20 protein-coding genes are annotated in these 20118 nt (G+C 61.8%); 7 read left to right on the top strand and 13 right to left on the bottom strand.

Going from position 1 to position 20118, the window contains the following annotated elements; translation table 11 throughout:
• Positions 1 to 190: 190 nt before the first annotated feature.
• From J0663_RS25350 to denD, 6 genes are all read right to left on the bottom strand, one after another.
• On the bottom strand, positions 191 to 1090 hold the full coding sequence (locus tag J0663_RS25350) for a carbohydrate ABC transporter permease (RefSeq protein ID WP_207244758.1): 900 nt from the start codon (positions 1088 to 1090) through the stop codon (positions 191 to 193).
• A 10-nt stretch (positions 1091 to 1100) separates the two neighbouring features.
• Positions 1101 to 2027, bottom strand: a complete 927-nt coding sequence (locus J0663_RS25345; protein WP_207244757.1) for a carbohydrate ABC transporter permease — start codon at positions 2025 to 2027, stop codon at positions 1101 to 1103.
• 183 nt (positions 2028 to 2210) lie between these two features.
• Positions 2211 to 3515 carry an ABC transporter substrate-binding protein gene (locus tag J0663_RS25340; protein ID WP_207244756.1) on the bottom strand — a complete coding sequence of 435 codons (1305 nt, stop codon included), beginning with the start codon at positions 3513 to 3515 and terminating at the stop codon, positions 2211 to 2213.
• 147 nt (positions 3516 to 3662) lie between these two features.
• A complete protein-coding gene (locus J0663_RS25335; RefSeq protein ID WP_207244755.1) occupies positions 3663 to 4730 on the bottom strand; it encodes an ABC transporter ATP-binding protein in 1068 nt (355 codons plus the stop codon).
• Between the two features lie 53 nt (positions 4731 to 4783).
• Entirely contained in the window at positions 4784 to 5557 is a 774-nt protein-coding gene (locus tag J0663_RS25330) for an SDR family oxidoreductase (RefSeq protein WP_207244754.1), read from the bottom strand.
• Positions 5554 to 6540 (bottom strand): D-erythronate dehydrogenase, encoded by a 987-nt coding sequence (gene denD, locus J0663_RS25325; RefSeq protein WP_207244753.1) that lies wholly within the window; start codon positions 6538 to 6540, stop codon positions 5554 to 5556. The genes J0663_RS25330 and denD overlap by 4 nt, the downstream gene beginning before the upstream one ends.
• A gap of 446 nt (positions 6541 to 6986) precedes the next feature.
• Between denD and J0663_RS25320 the strand changes: the two genes are divergently transcribed.
• Complete coding sequence (locus tag J0663_RS25320; protein ID WP_207244752.1) at positions 6987 to 7985, top strand: LacI family DNA-binding transcriptional regulator; 999 nt, start codon at positions 6987 to 6989, stop codon at positions 7983 to 7985.
• A gap of 57 nt (positions 7986 to 8042) precedes the next feature.
• Here the strand turns inward: J0663_RS25320 and J0663_RS25315 are convergent, their stop codons facing one another.
• Positions 8043 to 8516 carry an NUDIX hydrolase gene (locus tag J0663_RS25315; RefSeq protein WP_207244751.1) on the bottom strand — a complete coding sequence of 158 codons (474 nt, stop codon included), beginning with the start codon at positions 8514 to 8516 and terminating at the stop codon, positions 8043 to 8045.
• 95 nt (positions 8517 to 8611) lie between these two features.
• On the opposite strand from J0663_RS25315, the gene J0663_RS25310 reads away from it, so the two are divergent.
• The 5 genes from J0663_RS25310 to J0663_RS25290 all read left to right on the top strand — a co-directional run bounded on the left by J0663_RS25310 (position 8612) and on the right by J0663_RS25290 (position 12312).
• Positions 8612 to 9433, top strand: coding sequence for a DUF1206 domain-containing protein (locus tag J0663_RS25310; protein WP_207244750.1), 822 nt, complete (start codon positions 8612 to 8614; stop codon positions 9431 to 9433).
• Positions 9434 to 9476: 43 nt separating this feature from the next.
• Entirely contained in the window at positions 9477 to 9974 is a 498-nt protein-coding gene (locus J0663_RS25305) for a metallophosphoesterase family protein (protein WP_207244749.1), read from the top strand.
• 91 nt (positions 9975 to 10065) lie between these two features.
• On the top strand, positions 10066 to 10992 hold the full coding sequence (locus tag J0663_RS25300) for a manganese catalase family protein (RefSeq protein WP_207244748.1): 927 nt from the start codon (positions 10066 to 10068) through the stop codon (positions 10990 to 10992).
• Between the two features lie 207 nt (positions 10993 to 11199).
• On the top strand, positions 11200 to 11724 hold the full coding sequence (locus J0663_RS25295) for a GXWXG domain-containing protein (RefSeq protein ID WP_207244747.1): 525 nt from the start codon (positions 11200 to 11202) through the stop codon (positions 11722 to 11724).
• A 69-nt stretch (positions 11725 to 11793) separates the two neighbouring features.
• Complete coding sequence (locus tag J0663_RS25290; RefSeq protein ID WP_207244746.1) at positions 11794 to 12312, top strand: hypothetical protein; 519 nt, start codon at positions 11794 to 11796, stop codon at positions 12310 to 12312.
• A gap of 49 nt (positions 12313 to 12361) precedes the next feature.
• Here J0663_RS25290 and J0663_RS25285 read toward each other — a convergent pair whose 3' ends face one another.
• From J0663_RS25285 to J0663_RS25275, 3 genes are all read right to left on the bottom strand, one after another.
• Positions 12362 to 12547 carry a hypothetical protein gene (locus tag J0663_RS25285; protein ID WP_207244745.1) on the bottom strand — a complete coding sequence of 62 codons (186 nt, stop codon included), beginning with the start codon at positions 12545 to 12547 and terminating at the stop codon, positions 12362 to 12364.
• Positions 12548 to 12690: 143 nt separating this feature from the next.
• Positions 12691 to 13047, bottom strand: a complete 357-nt coding sequence (locus tag J0663_RS25280; RefSeq protein WP_207244744.1) for a response regulator — start codon at positions 13045 to 13047, stop codon at positions 12691 to 12693.
• Positions 13044 to 14738: a sensor histidine kinase gene (locus tag J0663_RS25275; protein WP_207244743.1), complete on the bottom strand. Its 1695-nt coding sequence runs from the start codon at positions 14736 to 14738 to the stop codon at positions 13044 to 13046. The genes J0663_RS25280 and J0663_RS25275 overlap by 4 nt, the downstream gene beginning before the upstream one ends.
• 152 nt (positions 14739 to 14890) lie before the next feature.
• On the opposite strand from J0663_RS25275, the gene J0663_RS25270 reads away from it, so the two are divergent.
• A complete protein-coding gene (locus tag J0663_RS25270; protein ID WP_207244742.1) occupies positions 14891 to 16189 on the top strand; it encodes a GGDEF domain-containing protein in 1299 nt (432 codons plus the stop codon).
• 150 nt (positions 16190 to 16339) lie between these two features.
• Here the strand turns inward: J0663_RS25270 and J0663_RS25265 are convergent, their stop codons facing one another.
• From J0663_RS25265 to J0663_RS25255, 3 genes are all read right to left on the bottom strand, one after another.
• Positions 16340 to 17326, bottom strand: coding sequence for a GGDEF domain-containing protein (locus tag J0663_RS25265; RefSeq protein ID WP_246590430.1), 987 nt, complete (start codon positions 17324 to 17326; stop codon positions 16340 to 16342).
• Positions 17327 to 17664: 338 nt separating this feature from the next.
• Positions 17665 to 18699, bottom strand: a complete 1035-nt coding sequence (locus J0663_RS25260; RefSeq protein ID WP_207244740.1) for an L-idonate 5-dehydrogenase — start codon at positions 18697 to 18699, stop codon at positions 17665 to 17667.
• 9 nt (positions 18700 to 18708) lie between these two features.
• Positions 18709 to 20115 (bottom strand): TRAP transporter large permease, encoded by a 1407-nt coding sequence (locus J0663_RS25255; RefSeq protein WP_207244739.1) that lies wholly within the window; start codon positions 20113 to 20115, stop codon positions 18709 to 18711.
• Between the last annotated feature and the right edge of the window lie 3 nt (positions 20116 to 20118).

The raw sequence follows: 20118 nt of genomic DNA, 5'->3' as shown, positions 1-20118 counted from the left end.
CCTCCATATTCTGCAATTGCGAATGAATTGCAATAAAAAATTCCACGACAGGGATTGGGCGCTGCACGTCAATCGGCCCGCTGTCGCAAACAGCAGGCTTAAGTGGCCTCTCTTCCGCAATGATTCATGATAAAGCCGGCGGCCGCGGAAGGCTTCCAGACGCTCCGCGGCCGGTCCGATAAATGCGAGACTACTCCTTCACCGCGCCCGTCATCGAGGACACGTAGTAATCGACGAAAAAGGAATAGAGGATGACGACTGGCAGCGAGCCGAACAGCGCGCCCGCCATCAGCGATCCCCATTCGAAGACGTCGCCGCGCACCAGCTCGGTGAGGACGCCGACCGGGATGGTCTTGTTCTCCGAGGACTGGATGAATGTCAGCGCGTAGATGAATTCGTTCCAGGAGAGCGTGAAGGCGAAGATGCCGGCCGAGATCAGGCCAGGCACGGCAAGCGGCAGGATGATCTTGACAAGAATTTGCCAGCGGTTGGCGCCGTCCACCAGCGCGCTTTCCTCCAGTTCGAAGGGGATCGAGCGAAAATAGCCCATCAGCAGCCAGGTGCAGAAGGGAATGAGGAAAGTCGGATAGGTGAAGATCAGCGCCAGGCGCGAGTCGTAGATCCCAAGCTTGAAGACGATGAAGGCGAGCGGGATGAAGAGGATCGACGGCGGAATGAGATAGGCGAGGAAGATGACGAGGCCGATCTGCCGCGAGCCGGTGAAGCGCACGCGCTCGATCGCATATGCGCCGAACACCGAGGCCACCAGCGACAGTGCCGTCGACCCCACAGCCACCAGCATCGTATTCCACAGCCAGCCGGGATAGGACGTTTCGAGGAACAGGTACTTGATGTGGTCGAGCGTCGGCCCCACCACCCAGAACGGGCTGTAATTATTGTAGTCCGTCAGCTGCTCGTTCGGCTTCACGGCGGTGATCGCCATCCAGTAGAAGGGAAAGAGCAGCACAAAGACGAAGACCGCCATCGGCAGGTAGAGCATCACCACGCGCCGCGGCAGGCGGTTGAGATAGCTCATGCCCTCGGCATTGTCGGTCAGGACCTGATCGGCCGTTTTGAGATTGGTCGACATTGTTTCCCCCTTAATCCTGGCCGCCCTGCTGCCATTTGCGGCGTTGCAGGCCGAAGAAGCTGAACATGATGGCGCCGAGCAGGAAGGGTATCATGGCAACGGCGATGGCCGCCCCCTCGCCGAGCTGGCCGCCCGGAATGCCGCGCTGGAAGGAGAGTGTGGCCATCAGATGCGTGGCGTTGACCGGCCCGCCCTTTGTCAGCACGTAGATCAGCTGGAAATCCGTAAAGGTGAAGAGCACCGAGAAGGTCATGACAACGGCGATGATCGGCGTCAGCATCGGCAGCGTCACATAGCGGAAGCGCTGCCAGCTCGTGGCGCCATCGAGCGAGGCCGCCTCCTGCAGCGAGGCCGGGATGGTCTGCAGGCCGGCGAGCAGCGAGATCGCGACGAAGGGAATGCCGCGCCAGACATTGGCGACGATGACCGATATGCGTGCATTGGTGGGATCGCCGAGGAAGTTGATCGGCCCGCTGATCAGCCCCAGCTTCATCAGCGACCAGGAGACGATCGAGAACTGGGAATCGTAGATCCACCAGAAGGCCAGCGCCGAAAGCACCGTCGGCACGACCCAGGGCAAGAGCACGATCGCCCGGAAGAAGGATTTGAACGGAAGGTGCTGGTTCAGGAGCAGCGCCAGCCAGAGGCCGAGCGCGAATTTCAGCGCCGAGGCGATGACTGTGTAGAGAATGGTGTTGAAGACCGACAGCCAGAAGACCGCGTCGTCTGCGAGGAACTGATAGTTCTCCAAACCGATGAAGATGCCGTCCCGACCGATCCGGGTGTCGGTAAAGCCAAGCCAGACGCCGAGCCCCAGGGGATAGGTGAGAAAGCAGACGAGAAACACGGCGGCCGGCAGCATGAAGAGGAAGCCGAGCACATTGTTGTTCTGCATCAGCGAGGGGCCGCGCGTGTCCCCGGATTTCAAGGTCGACATTGCTTGTCTCCAGCTTGCATTCAGTCCCGATGCATGTCGCCCGGAAGTGTGCAGCGGTTCCGGGACAACGTCATGCATAAAAAGGAGCTAAAGCGCTGCGCACGGATCAAATTTGATGCGACGCGCTTTAGAGGCGCTCGCGGCATGCCGGATAGCCGGCATGCCGCATATCTCGGCTCCGGATCAGACGCGGTAGTAGCGGTTCGCCCGGCGTTCGGCTTCCTTCATCGCGTCCTCGGGCGACTTCTGGCCGGTGACGGCAGCTGCATACATGTCGACCAGCACATAGTCGGCCATGGTCGCTGCCGAGGCGTAACCGAGCGGGCCGGCATAGCCATTCGGGCGCAGCTTTTCTGAGGCGCGCGCATAGGGCGCGTGGACCGGATCGGCGGTCCAGACCGGGTTCTTGGCGAAGGCCTTGAGCGGCTGGCAGCAATAGGCGCTGGAGCCCTGGATCCAGGCATTCATCTGATCGGCTTCCATCATGAACTTTATGTAGGCCTTGGCCGCTTCCGGATATTTCGTGTGCTTGAAGAGCAGCAGCGAACTTGTCTGGAAGAGCTCGACGCTCTTGCCGACGGGCCCGATTGGGAAGTTCGTCGTACGCATGTCCTTGGCGATCTCGGCTAGCTTCGGGTCGTTCTTGGCGGTGTAGTAGACCGAAACGCCGTTGGCGATCAGCGATACCTGACCGGCGAGGAAGGCGCGGTTGTTGTTGACGTCCTGCCAGCTTTCCGTGCCCGGAATGAAGGTCGCGTAGAGCTCCTTGGCATAGTTGATCGAGGCGAGCGTCTCGGGGCTGTTGATCGTCACCGCGCCGCTTTCATCGACCATTTTGCCGCCGTGGCTCCAGAGCAGCCAATGGGCGTAGTTGTTGCCGTCGCCGACTGCCTTGCCGTGCGGGAAGCCGGCGGGAGTGCCCTTTGCCTTCATGGCCTTGCAAAGCTCGAGGAAGCCTGCCGTATCGTTCGGGAATTCGTTGAAACCGGCGGCCTTCACGTGGCTGTCGCGATAGACGACGGCATTGCCGATCGTCGTCAGCGGCATGGCGATGAACTTGTCGTCGCGTGTGGCATAGCCCTTCACGCCGTCATACCAACCCTCGTACTTGTCACCGAGATAGTTGCCAAGTTCGGTGAGATCGACCAGCTTGTCCGGATATTGATGCGCGTCGTCGAACCAGCACATGATCAGATCGGGGCCGGAGCCGACATTGGCCGCAACGGCCGCCTTCGGACGGATGTCTTCCCAGCTCTCCTTGTCGATGCGCACTTCGACACCGGTCGCTTCGGTGAATTTCTTGGTATTGGCGATCCAGGCATCCTCATCGCCCTTCACGAAAGGCGTCCAGCGGAGTAGCCGCAGGCTCGCGCCGCTTTCCGGCGTGTAGGTCGGTTCTGCCTGCGCAAAGGATGGCTTGATGCCGAGGCCGGCGACACCGGCAACGGCTGCCGATGCGGCAAGAAATTCACGTCTCTTAATCGTCATGAGATTCCTCCTCATTGAAACAGCGGGAGCAATTCTCCGGCATCCACCTCCCGCTTGGTGAAGTCCGGTCTGACATCCTGTGAATGGGATGTTTGCGCTCCGGCAGCAGGGAAGACTCCTCCTCTCCCGTGCTGGCGCCGGATCGCATCAGTCTGTCAATCTCCTGCCGCCTTCGGCATCGAAGAGATGAACATGCTTGGCGTCGATCGCCACGCGAATGGCTTCGCCCGGGCGGGCGTCGACACGTTCGCGGAAGACGCAGCTGACCTCGCTGCCGCCGAGGCGGACAGTCAGATGCGTCTCATAGCCAGTCGGTTCGATCACCACGATTTCGGCCGGCAGCCCGTTGGGATCGAGCGAGATATATTCGGGTCGCAGCCCGTAGACGAGGTCGCGGCCTTTGGCGCTTTCCGGCGGATTGGCGACGGGCAGCCGCGTGCCGTTCACTGCAACGAACTCGCTGGGGTTTTCCGGATCGAGCCTGCCGTGGATCATGTTCATCGCCGGCGAGCCGATGAAGCCGCCGACGAAGAGATTGGCGGGACGGTCGTAAAGCTCGAGCGGGCTGCCGATCTGCTCGACGATGCCGTCATGCATGACGACGATCTTGTCGGCCATCGTCATCGCCTCGATCTGGTCATGGGTGACGTAGACGGTCGTCGTTTTCAGGCGCTGGTGCAGCTCCTTGATCTCGGCGCGCATGGCGACGCGCAGCTTGGCATCGAGGTTGGAGAGCGGCTCGTCGAACAGGAAGACCTCCGGGTTGCGCACGATGGCCCGGCCCATGGCGACGCGCTGGCGCTGGCCGCCGGAAAGCTGGCGTGGATAGCGATCGAGCAGCTTGTCGAGACCGAGGATCCCGGCGGCATATTTGACCCGCTTCTCCGCTTCGGCCTTCGGCGCCTTGTTGAGCATGAGCGAAAAGCCCATGTTCTGCTCCACCGTCATGTGCGGATAAAGCGCATAATTCTGGAACACCATGGCGATGTCGCGGTCCTTCGGCGGCAGCGTGTTGACGACACGCCCGCCGATCTTGATCTCGCCGCCGGAAATATTCTCGAGCCCGGCCAGCATCCTCAGAAGAGTGGACTTACCGCAACCCGAGGGGCCGACCAGGATGACGAATTCCCCGTCGGCAATATCGATGTCCACCCCCTTGATGACAGGATGCGCACCGAATGATTTTCGGACGTCTTCGAATTGAACGTTTGCCATACTCCCTCCTCCCAGATCATGAGCACTGCATATATGTCGATCGGCCGGCCACTTCACCCCCGCCCGACGAAAGGCATTTTTGTCGCCATCACGGTCATTGTCAGCACGTTGGCACTGAGCGGCAGGCCCGCCATGTAGACGACCGCATCGGCGATGTGCGCAGGGTCGATCGTCGCCTCCGCGGCGATGCTGCCATTTGCCTGCAGCACGCCGGCGGCGATCTTCGTCGTCATGTCGCTTGCGGCATTGCCGATATCGATCTGGCCGCAGGCGATGTCGAATTCGCGCCCGTCGAGAGCGGTGGATTTCGTCAGCCCCGTAATGGCGTGCTTGGTCGCCGTGTAAGGCGCGGAATTCGGACGAGGCGTCGTGGCGGAGACGGAGCCGTTGTTGATGATGCGCCCACCGCGCGGGGTCTGGTTCTTCATCAGCCGGAAGGCCTGCTGGGTGCAGAGGAAGGCGCCCGTCAGATTGGCGGCGACGATGGCGCTCCACTGTTCGAAGGAAACCTCTTCGAGGGGCACGCCCGGCACGGTGACGCCGGCATTGTTGACCAGGAGGTCGAGCCTTCCGTATTTGTCCGAGATCGCATCGAAGAGGGCGCGCACCGAAGCGGGATCGCCGACATCGGCGCGAACCGCGAAGAATTCCGCACCCGTCTCGGCGCCGAGTTCTGCTGCTGCCTTTTCAAGCACGTCGGCCCGCCGCCCTGAAATGACCACCTTATAGCCGGCTGTGCCGAGCGCCCGCGACATAGCCCGCCCGACGCCTGTGCCGCCGCCGGTGACAAGCGCAATCTTCGCTTCTCCGCTGCCCGATAGGCTCATGCGATCCTCCCGCCGAGTTCATCCTCGATGTGCACCTTCAGGATCTCGTCGAAGCTCGTCTCCGCCTTGAAGCCGAGTAAGGAGGCTCTCGTTGCATCGAACTGGGTCGGCCAGCCGGCGACGATGCGTTCGATTACCGGATCGGGCACGCGCTTGATGAGGGCGACCGCCCTGTCACCGGCCACCCGGCGCAAGGCTTCAATCTCTTCGGCGACCAGCGCCGAGAGCCCCGGCATGGTGAGGTTGCGGCGCGCGCCGATCCTGGCCGTATCGATCGTCGCCGCATGAACGAAGAAGCCGACGGCCGCGCGCGGGCTGGCAAACCAGTGCCGGACGCTATCGCTGACCGGCAGCACCGCTTCCTTGCCGACCAGCGGCTCGCGCAGGATGTTGGAGAAGAAACCGGAGGCCGCCTTGTTGGGCGCGCCTGGACGCACGCAGATGGTCGGCAGCCGGATGCCGACGCCGTCGAAAATGCCGCGGCGGGAATAATCAGCGAGCAGCAGCTCGGCGATCGCCTTCTGGGTGCCGTAGCTCGTCAGCGGCGTGGTGAAGAATTCGTCCGGAATGACCTCGGGGAACGGTGTACCGAAGACGGCAATCGAGGAGGCGAAAACCACGCGCGGCACATAATCGCTCTTGAGGCCGAGCTGGCGGATCGCATCGAACAGGGCGCGGGTGCCGTCGAGATTGACGGCGTAACCCTTGTCGAAATCCGCCTCCGCCTCACCGGACACGATGGCGGCAAGGTGGAAGATCAGCTCCGGCCGGCTTTCGATCAGCCGGTCGGCCGCACCGGTGGCGGCAAGGTCAACCGTCAGCGCCGTGGAGACGGGTCGGAGCGCTTCCGGCACCGGCGGCTCAAAGGCGTCCACCATCGTCAGGCGGGTGACGGGCCGGCCCAAAATCAGCGGCTCGCGCGCGATCTTCTCGACCAGCTTGCGGCCGATCATGCCCGCCGCGCCTAAAATCATCACATGCATATCGGCTCTTCCTCCCGTCGACCGGTATTTTCGGTCAAGACCCGCACTCGCTCGTCATATTGTCCTTGCGGTCAATTCCTGGCCCGGTGCGCGGTGATCCGGAACCGGCAGATGGAACATGCCCAATAGAATTCAGATAGATTTGCAACCTGCGGGTCAAGTCACCTTGCCCGATCCGCAGATGATGGCAATCGAACATAGTCGGACGTCGGACGCCCCGAAGCTCTGCCCGGTCAGCCCATCGGCTCCGATCCGATGACCGCGGCCTTCCCTATTTCTCGCATGGCTTCCTCCCCGTTGCCGATTGTTGTTATCGATACCGGTATCGGTAACAACGCCCATTTTAGCCGTCTATGTCAAGTGGTGAGTGTTTTCCTTTTTTGGAAAAGAGCCTATGAATCTGATGTTGCCCGCTGGCGGGGCAGTTCGACGATGGGGTCGGTGCGATGCGTAAATCCACACTGGAAGAGGTTGCGGCTGCGGCCGGCGTCAGCAAGATGACGGCATCGCGCGCACTTCGCGGCGCCGCCGACGTCTCCAAGGAGACCCGCGCGAAAGTGCTTCAGCAGGCCGAGCGGCTGAGCTATGTCGGCAACCGGCTGGCACTCTCATTGTCGTCGCAGCGCACCAACCTCGTCGCCGTCGTCGTTCCCAGCATGTCCAACATCGTCTTTCCCGAAATGCTGGCGGGCATTTCTGCGGGGCTGCGCGGATCCGGCATGCAGGCGGTGTTCGGCATCTCCGATTACGATATGACGAAGGAACGCGAGATCATCCGCGACATGCTCTCCTGGCGGCCTGCCGCCATCATCGTGACAGGTCTCGATCAGCCGGCAGAAACGGTCAGGATGCTGCAGAATGCAGCCATCCCCGTCATACAGCTGATGGACCTCGACGGCACGCCGGTCGATTTCAACGTCGGCCTTTCGCATGGCAAGGCTGGGGAAGAGATGGCAAAGGCGCTTTTGGCAGCCGGCCGGCGGCGGTTCGGCTATATCGGCAGCGCGATCGACAGAGATCTGCGGGCCGGCAAGCGAAAAGCCGGCTTCGAGAAGGTGCTGCGCGAGAGCGGCCTTTCTTTTATCGACGAGCGGATCAACGCTGCCTATTCCTCGGTGGCGCACGGCAAGCGGTTGTCGCTATCCATGCTAGCGGCGACAAAGGATCTCGATTGCATCTATTATTCCAATGATGACATGGCAACGGGCGGCGTCTTTGCGTGCCTGGAACTCGGAATTTCCAGCCCCGCGGAAATACTGATCGCCGGGTTTAACGGCCTGGATGTCGCCAGCGCCCTCCCCGTCAGGATCGCGACGTCGATCTCGCCACGGCGTCAGATGGGCGAAGCCGCTGCCGCGCTTCTGCTCGCGGCGAGCAGCGGCGACGAAAGCCGGATATCCGAAAAAATTATCGCCTTCACTCCAAAGATTACCGGGGTCGATTGAGGCCGCCGACCGCGCCCGCCGTGCTTGTCGAAACAGAATGATGATCGAGACTCCCGTTCACCGGTCCCGGCCGAGTTGCTTTGCGAGATCTGCAAGCATTGCGGCCTGGCCCTTGAGAATTTTGATCTCAGCCTCTGCAGGGGCAAACCATGCGGCGCGGTCGACCTCGGGAAAACTTTGGATCCTACCCGATCGCGGCGGCCATTCGATCTGAAACTCTGAACTGTGCACCGTCTCGACATCAAGCGCAGCGTTCGCCTCCATCGACCAGACGACCACCAATTTTCCGCCGGGTTGGCGATATTCTCCGAGCGGGGCGAAGGCTCCTTGGATGTCGACGCCGAGCTCCTCCTGCGCCTCCCGGATTGCTGCCGACAGTTCGTTTTCGCCGGCTTCGATCAATCCTTTCGGGATCGACCAGGCGCCCTCGTCCTTCTTCGCCCAGAAGGGGCCGCCGGGATGGACGAGCAGGAACTCCAGCCTCCTCCCGAAAAGGCGGTAGATGAGAAGCCCGGCGCTACGGACCGGCATTGACGACTCCCGGCATGATCGCGGCCTCCTCGGCGACAACTTTCCGCGCGGTGGCGCGTTAGGGGTGACAGCCACACAGAAGCGCGGAGCATATCATGTCCAAAGGATTTCGTTTCGATCTGCTTGCCAAGAGCGGCTACATGGCACGCGGTGTCGTGTTCCTCCTTGTCGCCGGCCTCGCCCTCTTTTCCGGTGTCGCCGGGGGAAAGCCGGAAACGAAATCGGCACTTTCGACGCTTCTCGCACAGCCCTTCGGCCGCGTCTGGGTTGGACTCATCGGCATCGGACTTCTTGGTTTCGTCGCCTGGCGGCTGGCGCAGTCCCTGGCCGACAGCGACGGCCATGGCGGCGACACCAAGGCGATCGCCATCCGCACGGTTCTCCTCGGCAGCGCCGTCGTCTATCTCGGGCTTGCCGGATACGCGCTGGGACATGCGCTCTTCAGCGGCGGCGCAAGCCAGGGATCGGGTGAGAAGGGATTGGCCGAATGGATCATGTCGCAGCCGTTCGGCGCCTATCTTGCCGTAGCCGTCGGCCTCGGCTTCGTCATCGGCGGGGTCGTGACGGCAGCCAAGGGCATCACGAAGAAATTCAAGCGCTATCTCAGGCTTGACGACGCCAGCGGCGTGGTGACCTCGGTCTGTGTCTACGGTCTTGTCGCGCGCGGCGCCGTCTTCGTGATCACCGGAATCTTCCTCGCCTATGCCGGGTTCAGCGTCGACCCGCAACAGGCAGGCAGCATGGGGGACGCGCTTGAATGGGTGAGACGGCTTCCTTTCGGCTCGATCCTCTATATCGCCATCGCGATCGGACTGGCGGCCTTCGGGATCTATAACCTCGTCGAAGCGCGCTATCGCGTCGTGCGCAGCCCGTCCCTTGATGACGTCAAGCATTCGATCCCGACACCTGGCCGTTAGCGAAGCGACTTTCCAACCGGGCCGGCTGCGCCATCTCTGTCAAATGATCTACTTCACCGGCGATACCCATTTTGCAGATCCCCGCGTCCTTCGCATCGACCGACGTCCCTTTCCCGACTTGACCTCCCACGACGTAACGCTGATCCGGAACTGGAACGCGATCGTCGGTCCGCAGGACGACGTCTGGCATCTCGGCGACTTTATGGCTTTCCGCGGCGGGGACTGCGACCAGCTCCTTTCGATGCTGAACGGGCGAAAGCACCTCATCATCGGGAATAATGATCCGCAGACGACGACCGAAGCGACGGGATGGGCAAGCGTCCAGCACTACAAGGAGATGACACTGGGCGATCAGCTGCTGATCCTGTGCCACTACCCGTTCCGCACCTGGAACAAGATGGGCAAGCAGTCGATCAATCTGCACGGACATTCCCATGGCCGCCTGAAGCCCGTGCCCCGCCAATATGATGTCGGCGTCGATGCACAGGGCCTGAGGCCCGTGTCGCTGGACTCCTTGTTGTCAACGAAGGGAGGGGCGTGATCCCGCCCAATCGGGAAAATTTCCGTAGGGGCGGGAACAGTGGCCGCCCGGCGAGGTTGGGCAGTGTTTTCTCAACCAAAGGAACTTCCCGATGTTCATGCGCGTCGATCAATTGCAGGCGGAATTACCCGCGCCGAAGGCGGCAGACCCAAATGCGGCTGCAGCCCTCCAGGAGCTGCTTGGGGGCAAATACGGGGAGATGTCGACTCTCGGCAACTACATGTTCCAGAGTTTCAACTTCCGCTCCAAATCGAAGCTCCGGCCGTTCTACAGCCTGGTCGCCAGCATCACCGCGGAGGAGCTCGGCCATGTAGAGCTTGTCAGCAACGGCGTCGCCATGCTTGCCAACGGTCCCGACATGCCCGATGGCGACGCGGGCGATGGCGGCGACATTTCCGGCGCGCCCTTTAAGGATATGACGGATATCCGCCTTGCCGCGAGCTTCCTGTCCGGCGGCGGCGGTGCAATGCCGGTCAACAGCAACGGCGTCTCGTGGAACAACGACTTCATCACCACGACCGGCAATATCGTCTTCGACCTGCTGCACAATTTTCATCTGGAATGCGGCGCCAGGCTTCATAAGCTCAGGGTGTACGAAACGGTTACGGATCCGACAGGGCGCGAAGTCTGCGGTTATCTGCTCGTACGCGGCTCCGTGCATGCACACGCCTATGCGCTTGCGCTGAAGAAGATCACCGGGGTCGAGATCGAGAAGTTTCTTCCCTGCCCCAACATCCCGCTCGCCAACATTCCGGAGGCGCAGAAATACCTCGACGAAGGATCGCATCGCCGCCTCTACACCTGGAGCCCGAACGACTACAAGGAAATCGCCGGCATCTGGAGCAATGACGAGGTCGCACTGCCGGACGATCCGCCGGGCGAGCTTGAAGTCGTCGAGGGCATGCCGGACGGCGGTAAGATCCACCAGCTTGTCGGTGTTCCCTCTGCCTTCACGCCCGACTACGCGCCGGAAGAGATGTTTGAGATCGCCCAAAAGCTGTACAAGAAATCGCTGTAGGCAGCCGGCTGGCAGATAGGCCCTCGAAGGGAAACAAAGGCCGGCGCGGTGTCGGCCCTTTCTTTCGCTAGGGCGAAAAGGTTCGATCGCAGGCTGGAGCGGTTCAGTTTCTCGCCGAAGCGCAGAACCTCTCTACCTTTCGTATTTGCGCAATTCCGGATGGAAAATGGCTTCTTACTTTTCCTGGAATTGCTCTATGGAAAATGCATGAAAAGCACGGAGCGGCAGAAAGAGGCCAAGGAGTGGTTCTCGTCGCTGGCGCCTGTCCAGCCGATCGAGATGGTCGGCTTGTGGCGAGGCGCGGGCATCCCATCGGATCACCCGCTCGACGGCGTTCTCGAGAATCTGGGTTGGTTCGGCAAAAGATTTCACGCCGACATGCGCGCGGACGCCCTCCTCTTTCAGTGGCGGCCGGATCGGCTGGTGGCCATCGACCCCGGTATTCTTCCAATTGGCCTGGCCATCAGGGCCGCGCCGTTCGGTCGCACTCGGATCGCGCGGAACTGGTTCTCCTACCTGCAGAAGGCACTCCGGGCGCGGAGCACCACCGCGTCGCTGAGGCTCCAGAGCCTGGAGCGTGTCGCCACTGCGGCGATGGTCTACGACAGGCAGCCGATCGTCGATTATTTCCGCAGGATCAACGGAGAAGATCTGGCCGGCATGATGTGCGTGAAGGATGATGCCCGTCGTTACTTCTTCAAACTCCGCAGGGTCGGCATCACTTCGGTTTGAACGGCGCCCGTATGTGGGAACAATCTGCCGCGTTAATCTGTTTTTACCGCACCCAACATCGAGGGTGTCATGCGCGTTGTCCTGATCGCCACTTTGCTGTCGCTTTACGGTCTGCCTGCCGGTGCACTGGCGCAGGAGTCCGCTTTCCTGCGGTCTCTGGGAGGCGATTGGAACGGCACGGGAATGGTCCTGACCAAGATCGGCGGCATGAATTTCAACGTCTCCTGCACCCTCAGATCGGACGCCAGCCAGTCCGCCTTATCGATGAACGGGAAGTGCCGCGGGCTTGCGGTCTTCACCAGGACTTTCTCGGCCGACGTCAAGGCATCGGGACAACACTACAGCGGCAATTACATCGGACCATCGGGACAGTCGTCCAAGCTTGTCGGACGCAGGCAGGGCGACAGACTGAACCTTAACATTACCTGGGCCCGCGTGGTCAATGGCGACCGGAAAGCAACTCTGCTGATCGAAAAGATCGGGCAGGACCGGCTCCGGCTGCAGACGGTCGACAACGACCTGCTTTCGGGACGGTCTGTCGTCACGAGCCGCATCGATCTGCAGCGTCCCGCCGCAGCAAGAAACTAGCAATCAAGACACCGGAGCGACGGTTTCGACCGCCTGCCCCGGATTGGTCTCAATGTTTCCTCGGCTGGCGGTCGCCGCGGTCGCCTTCGCCGGGCTTCGCAGCGCTCTTTGCCTTACGCCGTTTGTCCGCGGACAACGAGCGGCCGACATCGTCCGACTCCTTGAAACGGCCTTGATCGTCGCGGCGGACGTAGCGCTTGTCGGTGCCGGTATCTACGAGTTCACGTTTGGACATGTTCGTCTCCTCTGCTGGAGCAGACAAAACGCGCCAGATTCCAAAAGGATGCATTGGATGCGCCGCTGGTTTCACGCATGTCTCGGCAAAAGCGTTTCACGCTTTGCCTGGCTAAACCGCTGCACACTTTTGCGCGACACTCTTCAGGCAGCCATGCGGACGAGCGTATCGGAAAGCTGCCTGGTATCGTAGGGCTTCGAGAAGAAGACGCCGCGCTCCGGCAGTTCATCGGCGTCGGGCTGCTTCATGCCGGAGACGATGATGATTTCCACGGGCGGCCAGCGGTCGCGAACCGCCCGGGCCAGCTTCAACCCGTCCATGCTTCCCGGCATGTCGATATCGGTCAGAAGGATCCGGATGCCCGCGACTCGCTCGAGGAGCAGGAGCGCCTCGTCGGCATCACGTGCCTCGAGCGCCTCTAAGCCGGCTTCCTCGACGATTTCGACCGCCATCATCAGCAGCAGGGGTTCGTCCTCGACCACGACTACCTTGGTTTTCATGTTTTGCTCGAATGCACCATATGCCTATCTGAAGTTTCAACTTCCCCCTTCGCAGCAGGTTCCCCCGCCGAGAATATAACTTCGAAGACAAGACCTTCAGGCCGGAAGTCGGAGTGCGACCGCGCCTGCGCCTTGGCGGGGAAGGCGCGCTCTATGAGCACCGAACCGAAGCCCCTTTTCGTCGGCGCCGACACCGGGGATCCGCCGGTTTCTGTCCAGAGAAGAAAGACGCGTCCGCCCTCGTGCTTCCATGCAATCGCGACCGTTCCATCCTCGCTTCCGAGGCTTCCATATTTCGTCGCGTTGGTAGCGAGTTCATGGATCACGAGGGAAAGCGGCAAAGCCGTATCCGCCGGCAGAACCACTTCCGGCCCGTCGAGGCGAATGCGCTCCGCCTCTGAGGCGACATGCGCCCGCAGGGCGGCGGAGACGATGTCTCGGATGGATGAGGCCGATCCCTCCCGCGACAGGATGAGATCATAGGTGCCGGCGAGCGCAGCGAGCCTTTCGGCGAAGGAATTGTATCTTTCGGGATCGGAGCGCGAGAAGGTCTGCCGGGCGATCGCCTGGACGAGGGTAAAGCCGTTCTTGACCCGGTGGGCCAACTCGCGGACGAGAAGGATGCGCTCCTCCTCCGCCTCTTCGTTCTGGTGTCGCTGCTCATCCAGTTCGTCAAGCAGTCGGTCGAAGGTCGCGCCGACGACGGCCAGTTCGTCGGATCCGGTCATGCCGGTTCGCGCTGTCGTCTGGCCGTTGCGCCACTTCTCCATCACGTCGGCGATCCGCGAGATCGGCACGAGGATGAAACGGTTGCCGATGAAGATCGCGGCGAGGAAGGAAAACAGCGCGCCGCCGATAATTGCGAGCGTGTTCGTCAGCGTCGCCCGGTTGATCGGCGCGAAGGCTTCCCGTTTCGAGAAGCCGGCGCTGACATAGAGAGGGCTGGAAGGCAGCGCTATCGGCCGATAGCCGAGGATGCGCTCGGTCCCGTCCTGGCTTGCGACCTCGATCACGTCGGGCTGTTCGGCGTGGATCAGCGGCTGATATGCCTCGGGGATGGCGGTGCCGACAAACTGCTCGGCATCCGGAACCCGCGCGACGATGGTTCCCTTGCCGTCGGCAATGGTCACCGTGTCGCCGGAGGCGATGCCGCGCTCGGTGATGCGGTTCTGCAGCCAATCCATCCGGATGCCGCTGACGATGATGGCCTTGAAGATGCCGCCCTCCATCAAGGGCATTGCGAGCGGCAGGACATGCTTGTCGGAAAGGCGGCTTTGGGTGTAGGTGCCGACGGTGAAGACCCTGGTCTTCAGTATCTGCTGGAAATAGTCGCGATCGGAGAATGTCACACCGTCGGGAAATGCCGTGCTGCCGCAGACCGGCCGCCCGTCGAGACCAATGACGAAGAGGGTGCTGACGTTCGGAATGTTGTCGGCGACCGACTTGAGGGCCTGGTTGCAGGCGCTGACGTCAAGATGCCGGACGGAGGGCATGGCGGAGACCGAAACGAGAAGCGCGTGCGAGCCTTCGACGATCCTTTCGACTTCCGACGATGCTTGTCTTGCCGCCTGTGCTGCGGATGCGCGCACTTCCTCGTTCCGCTGATGGCGGAGCGCGATCTCGTTATAGGCGAGCATCGTGACCACCGGCGCCAGCGCCGCGACCGCAACTGCTACAAGCTTGAGTCTCATCCTGCCCCCTCTCCCAAGACGGTTGGTAGCATGATCGAGACGATCTCGCACAGATCGCGAGAGGAATCTTGTTTACAAAATATCAACATATGATTTCGGACGTTTGCGCACGAGCCTTGCCGAGCTTTCGATCGCGGCTAGATAATCCGGTGATGACTGATGCCAAGAGCACTTCCTCCGAAGGTTCTGCAGCCGGGTCCTTCTCGCCGCGGCCGCTGAATGCCGCGATGGCCGAAGAGGTCGAGCGCCTTTTGTCGGGCCGCACCCGCGACATTCGCCTCTCGGGCGATCTGCGCCGGCGGTATGAAGAAAGGTCATGGCGCCAGACCGCGAAGGTCATGCGTTCCTGGATGACATGGGTCGCTTTCGTCGATGTGCTGACGCTGGCGCTAAACGCCATCCTGCTTCCCCATGATGTCGCTCTCTCTATGGTCGCTCCGGCCTGCCTTTTGCCGCCGGCGGCAATTTTCACTGCCCTGATCTGGCGTAAGCCGCGCCCGGCCTGGCTTCAGCGCGCATCGCTTCTCGGCGGAATGGGCCTCATTCTTCTATCGGTGGCGCTCGTCGGCGTCTTTGCCGGCGGCGAATTCTACGAGCGGCATTTGACCATCATGCTGTTCGTAGCAACGAGTGCGATCACCATCTTCAGCGTGCCGCTGGCGTGGACGATCGCGATCGCCTGTTACGCCCTCTGCCTCTATTTTGTTTTTCAGTGGTACAACCCGCTTGCGGAAGCGGGCAGCGTCGTTGCCGGCACTCTGTTCTTTTCCTGCGGCATCATCGCGACGGTGGTTGCCAGGCGCACGATGAACATCCTGGCGCAGAAGACATTTCTCCTGGACTGCAGGGACCAGCGTCGTGTCGCGGAACTGGCCGATGCGAACGCCCGATTGGAGCGGCTCGCCAGAACCGATCCGCTGACGGGCATTGCCAACCGGCGCTGGATGATGGAGACGCTCGAGCGTCTTTGGCGTGGCGGCGGCCAAACCGGCGTCGCGGCCATGCTCATGTGCGACATCGATCACTTCAAGGCGCTGAACGACAAGCTCGGCCATGGTGAGGGCGACCGCTGCCTCGTCAAGGTCGCCGGCATCATCCAAAGCTGCGTGCGCGCCGACCGCGACCTCGTCTCCCGGCACGGCGGTGAGGAATTCTTGATCGTGCTTCCCGATGTCGAGGAAGAAGAAGCCATGGCGATTGCCAGGCGCATCCGGGAGAGCGTGGAAGCCGCCGCCCTTCCCAATCCCGGCTCCGGCGTCGGCCCGTCGGTGACGCTGAGCGTCGGCGTCGCTTTGAAATCGGCGCTCGACGCCGATATTTCGCTCGCGAATCTTCAGCACGAGGCCGATATGGCGCTTTATCGCGCCAAGGAAGGGGGGCGCAATCAGGTCTGCGTCTTCCGCCGGTCGCAACAAGCCGCACCGTCCGAGCAGATCGCCGCCCGGCGGTAGAAGATGCCGCGTATCGGCCATGCGGCTCACCAGCTTCCGATCTGAAAGCAGCGGCGTCGAGCTCGTGGGCGAAGTCGTCCGGCACAGGGACGTATATCTTCCTATTGCATTCGTGAGCTGAAGGGTTGCACATCGGACTTTCCCAGGAACTCAGCTGAGCGCAGCGACGCTTTCGGCAGCGTATGTCTCGACCCTGTCGCGCCCCGCCCTCTTCGCCCGGTAAAGCGCCTGGTCCGCACGATCGCGCAGCTTCGTCGCGTCGCATTCATCGCTCCACAGGGCAACGCCCGCGCTTACGGTCGGCGTCACGGTCCCGGCGCCAACGTCAAACGCCAGGGTCTTGATCTTTCGCCGGATCTGGTCGGCCGTCGCGACCAGAGTTTCCTCGGTCTGATCGCGCAGGAACAACGCGAACTCTTCCCCGCCGAGGCGGGCGAGCAGCAGCTCGCGTCCGGCGGCGGCGGCGATGGTCTGCGCGACGCCGACAAGGACGGCGTCACCGATCTCGTGACCATGCCGGTCATTGACCGACTTGAAGTGGTCGATGTCCATCATGATGAAGCCGTCTCCCTGCCTGAGCTGCCGCGGGAGGCAGGCAAGGAAGTTCTGGCGGTTAGGAATGCCGGTCAGGGCATCGGTATTTGCAAGACGACTAAGCTTGGCCTCCGCCCTTTCTTGCACGAGAACAACGACGAACAGCGCAACCGAGAAGTGGCAGATGATGAGCATGAAGAAGGCGTTCCGCGGGGCGATCGGACCATATTCCGGGAAAGCCACCCCGAGGACGACCAATGCCGAGAACATCATCGCGGCCATAAGCGACGCGGCCAGACCGATTCTTCCCGGCAGGCGATCACCGAAAAAATCCACTGAAATGGCGCCGGCGGAGATGAAGAGGAAGATTGAAGCGTTTGCGTTGAATATCGCGGCCCGCGATTGATTGTCGAGATACAAATGGGTCATACCGACAACAATCGACAGAGCCAGCGCGGCCGTCACCAGTAGCCAATCCGAAAGCTCACGCCGGCGCCCGCTTAACCGGATGGTCCCCACAGCCATCAACGCGTAGCCGGTCACGCCGACGGAAAAGCTCCCGAAGGTCCAGATTTCATAGGGAAGGGAGCCCTGTTCGCCCATTCCCGCGAGCGTGGAGGCGAAGGCGAGGAAACAATCGCCGACCGCGAGAAGTTCGAGGCCGGGCTCCCGGGACCGCCATCTCATATAGAAAAAGCATAATGCGCCAACGATGAACGATGATTTGTGGAGAAGAAGAACCGTAGCAAGATCCATCGCCGAACTCTGAGCCAACCAAGACGGCGACGGAGATAATCAACAACAGCTACGTTTATGTGAATCTAATTGCTTGATGCTTGATGAAGAGCGCGTCCTTCGCCTGCCGACGGTTTTGGCAAGGGCATGATTTCAATTCGCGCGGGCGCCAACCGGTCGACGGTGCGGCAACACGCGCCCCTGCTCTAAAACGTAAGCTGCACCTTACAGGCCGCCGTGCGGTCCCCGGCGAGGATGAAGGCTGCGTTCGCCTCTTCCAGCGGCAGGCTGTGGCTGATGATCGGCTTCACGTCGATGCTGCGGCTTGCGATCAGCGCGACGGCGGTGGCGAATTCCTCGTGGAAGCGCTGGGTGCCGTGGATCTGCAGCTCCTTGCCGACGATGGCGTTGAGCGGCACCGGGATCTCTCCCGTGACGCCGATCTGAACGATCGTGCCGCGCGGCCTGATCGCCGCAATTGCGCTGTGGATCGCCGGTGCTGCGGCCGAGCATTCGAACACGAGATCGAAATAGCCTTTTCCCGCCTCGAATTCGGCAAGCGTCGCAGGCCCTCCGGAAACATTGATCGTGCGGCTGGCGCCCATCGCTTCTGCTCTCTCCAGCGCGGCATCGGCAAGATCGGTCACGACGATCTCGGCTGCGCCGTGATGATGGGCGGCGGCAACCATCAGGCAGCCGATCGGGCCAGCGCCGGTGATGAGGATGCGTTTGCCCGCTATCTCTCCGGCGCGCGATGCGGCATGCAGGCAGACTGATAGCGGCTCGCTGCAGGCCGCTTCCGCAGGCGTCGTCGCGGCTCCCGATTCGAAACATTGCCTGGCCGGCACCACCAGCCACTGCCGGAACATGCCCTGCTCATGCGGCAGGCGCATGGCGCTGCCCATGAAGCGCATGTCGAGGCAGTGGATCGGCAGCCCCTTGCCGCAATATTCGCAGTGGCCGCAGGGCTGGCTCGGATTGACCGCCACCAGCGTGCCGGCTTCGAGGTCGACCCCCTCCCCCGTCTGGCTGACGATCCCCGAGGCCTCGTGACCGGGGATGATCGGCTCGCACACTCTGACCGGCCCGAAGCCGCCGTCCTGATAATAATGCAGGTCGGAGCCGCAGATGCCCGCGGCCGCCATTTTCAGAAGCACCTCGCCCGGACCGGGAGCGGGAACGCTGTCGGTTTCGATCCTGAGATCGCCCTTCCGGTAAAGCCGTGCCAGACGCGTCTGCATCCTGCCCTCCTATCTCAAGAGCCCGACCTGTTCCGGCAGCCAGAGCGATATGGCCGGCACGAAGGTGATCAGGATCAGCGCCAGGAAGAGCGGCACCAGCCAGGGCAGAATCGCCATGGTGGTGCGTTCGACCGAAAGTTTCGCCACTCGCGACAGGACGAAGAGCACCATGCCGAGCGGCGGATGCAGCAGGCCGATCATCAGGTTCAGCGTCATGATCAGGCCGAACTGAACCGGATCGATGCCGAACCTTGCGACGATAGGCAGAAGAATCGGCACGAGGATGGTGATCGCCGCGATCGTATCCAGGAAGCAGCCGACGAAGAGCATCAAGAGGTTCACCAGGATGAGGAACACCCATTTATTGTCGGTGATCGACAGGATCGCATCCGAAAGCAGCTGTGCCGCCTGGCTGACCGTCAGAAGCCAGGCGAAGACCGATGCCGCCGTGACGATGAAGAGAACGGATGCCGTCGTCTCGATCGTATCGAAGCTTGCCTTGGCGAGCGTCGAAAGCGTCATCGTGCGGTAGCGCACGAGGCCGAGGAACAGCGACCAGAGCACGGCCGCGACCGCGGCCTCCGTCGGCGTGAACCAGCCCATCGTCATGCCGCCGATCAGAATGACCGGGGTCATCAGCGCCATGACGGCGGAGAAGCTGAAATACCAGTCGAGCGCCAGAAGTATGGCAAGGGCAATGCCGGCGGCGGCATTCATCGAGAGGCCGGCGCGCATCATCAGATAGATCGCCACCGGCACCATGAAGACGACGACGATTTCGAGTCCCGCCGACAGAAGCTGGCGGACATCGAAGGGTGCATCCGAGCCCCAGCGCTTGCGGTAGGCGAAGGCGGCGACGGTGACCATCATCAGCAGTGTCATGACGACGCCGGGCAGGATGCCGGCCATGAACAGAGCGCCGATCGAGACGTTCGCCATCATGCCGTAGATCACGAATGGCAGGGACGGCGGGAAGATTGGCCCGAGCGTTGCGGAGGCGGCGGTGACGCCGACTGCTGCCTCGACCGGATAGCCGTGATCCTTCATCGCCTTGATCTCGATCGTGCCGATGCCGGCCGCATCGGCAAGGGCTGTGCCCGACATGCCGGAGAAGATGACGGAGCCGATGATATTGACCTGCGCCAGTCCGCCCTTCATCCAGCCGACCAGCGCGACCGCGAAGGAATAGATGCGGCCAGTGACGCCGGCGGAATTCATCAGGTTGCCAGCCAAGATGAAGAAGGGCACAGCGAGCAGCGGGAAGCTTTCGACGCCGGCGATCATGCGCTGGGCGACGATGATATCGGGCGCCACCCCGTAAAGGACGATATAGAGGACGGATGCGACGGCCATCGAGATGGCGACGGGCACGCCGACCAGCATCAGCAGCAGAAACGAGCCAAGAAGCAGTAGCATCGG

The sequence above is a fragment of the Rhizobium lentis genome, assembly GCF_017352135.1.
Taxonomy (GTDB): Bacteria; Pseudomonadota; Alphaproteobacteria; order Rhizobiales; family Rhizobiaceae; genus Rhizobium; species Rhizobium lentis.
Note: the sequence above shows the minus strand (reverse complement) of the source record. Positions and strands in the feature narration are given on the sequence as shown.

Coding starts and splice junctions, on each gene's coding strand:
- J0663_RS25350 (WP_207244758.1), bottom strand. CDS start 1,090: ATGTCGACCAATCTCAAAACGGCCGATCAGGTCCTGACCGACAATGCC.
- J0663_RS25345 (WP_207244757.1), bottom strand. CDS start 2,027: ATGTCGACCTTGAAATCCGGGGACACGCGCGGCCCCTCGCTGATGCAG.
- J0663_RS25340 (WP_207244756.1), bottom strand. CDS start 3,515: ATGACGATTAAGAGACGTGAATTTCTTGCCGCATCGGCAGCCGTTGCC.
- J0663_RS25335 (WP_207244755.1), bottom strand. CDS start 4,730: ATGGCAAACGTTCAATTCGAAGACGTCCGAAAATCATTCGGTGCGCAT.
- J0663_RS25330 (WP_207244754.1), bottom strand. CDS start 5,557: ATGAGCCTATCGGGCAGCGGAGAAGCGAAGATTGCGCTTGTCACCGGC.
- denD (WP_207244753.1), bottom strand. CDS start 6,540: ATGCATGTGATGATTTTAGGCGCGGCGGGCATGATCGGCCGCAAGCTG.
- J0663_RS25320 (WP_207244752.1), top strand. CDS start 6,987: ATGCGTAAATCCACACTGGAAGAGGTTGCGGCTGCGGCCGGCGTCAGC.
- J0663_RS25315 (WP_207244751.1), bottom strand. CDS start 8,516: ATGCCGGTCCGTAGCGCCGGGCTTCTCATCTACCGCCTTTTCGGGAGG.
- J0663_RS25310 (WP_207244750.1), top strand. CDS start 8,612: ATGTCCAAAGGATTTCGTTTCGATCTGCTTGCCAAGAGCGGCTACATG.
- J0663_RS25305 (WP_207244749.1), top strand. CDS start 9,477: ATGATCTACTTCACCGGCGATACCCATTTTGCAGATCCCCGCGTCCTT.
- J0663_RS25300 (WP_207244748.1), top strand. CDS start 10,066: ATGTTCATGCGCGTCGATCAATTGCAGGCGGAATTACCCGCGCCGAAG.
- J0663_RS25295 (WP_207244747.1), top strand. CDS start 11,200: ATGAAAAGCACGGAGCGGCAGAAAGAGGCCAAGGAGTGGTTCTCGTCG.
- J0663_RS25290 (WP_207244746.1), top strand. CDS start 11,794: ATGCGCGTTGTCCTGATCGCCACTTTGCTGTCGCTTTACGGTCTGCCT.
- J0663_RS25285 (WP_207244745.1), bottom strand. CDS start 12,547: ATGTCCAAACGTGAACTCGTAGATACCGGCACCGACAAGCGCTACGTC.
- J0663_RS25280 (WP_207244744.1), bottom strand. CDS start 13,047: ATGAAAACCAAGGTAGTCGTGGTCGAGGACGAACCCCTGCTGCTGATG.
- J0663_RS25275 (WP_207244743.1), bottom strand. CDS start 14,738: ATGAGACTCAAGCTTGTAGCAGTTGCGGTCGCGGCGCTGGCGCCGGTG.
- J0663_RS25270 (WP_207244742.1), top strand. CDS start 14,891: ATGACTGATGCCAAGAGCACTTCCTCCGAAGGTTCTGCAGCCGGGTCC.
- J0663_RS25265 (WP_246590430.1), bottom strand. CDS start 17,326: ATGGGCGAACAGGGCTCCCTTCCCTATGAAATCTGGACCTTCGGGAGC.
- J0663_RS25260 (WP_207244740.1), bottom strand. CDS start 18,699: ATGCAGACGCGTCTGGCACGGCTTTACCGGAAGGGCGATCTCAGGATC.
- J0663_RS25255 (WP_207244739.1), bottom strand. CDS start 20,115: ATGCTACTGCTTCTTGGCTCGTTTCTGCTGCTGATGCTGGTCGGCGTG.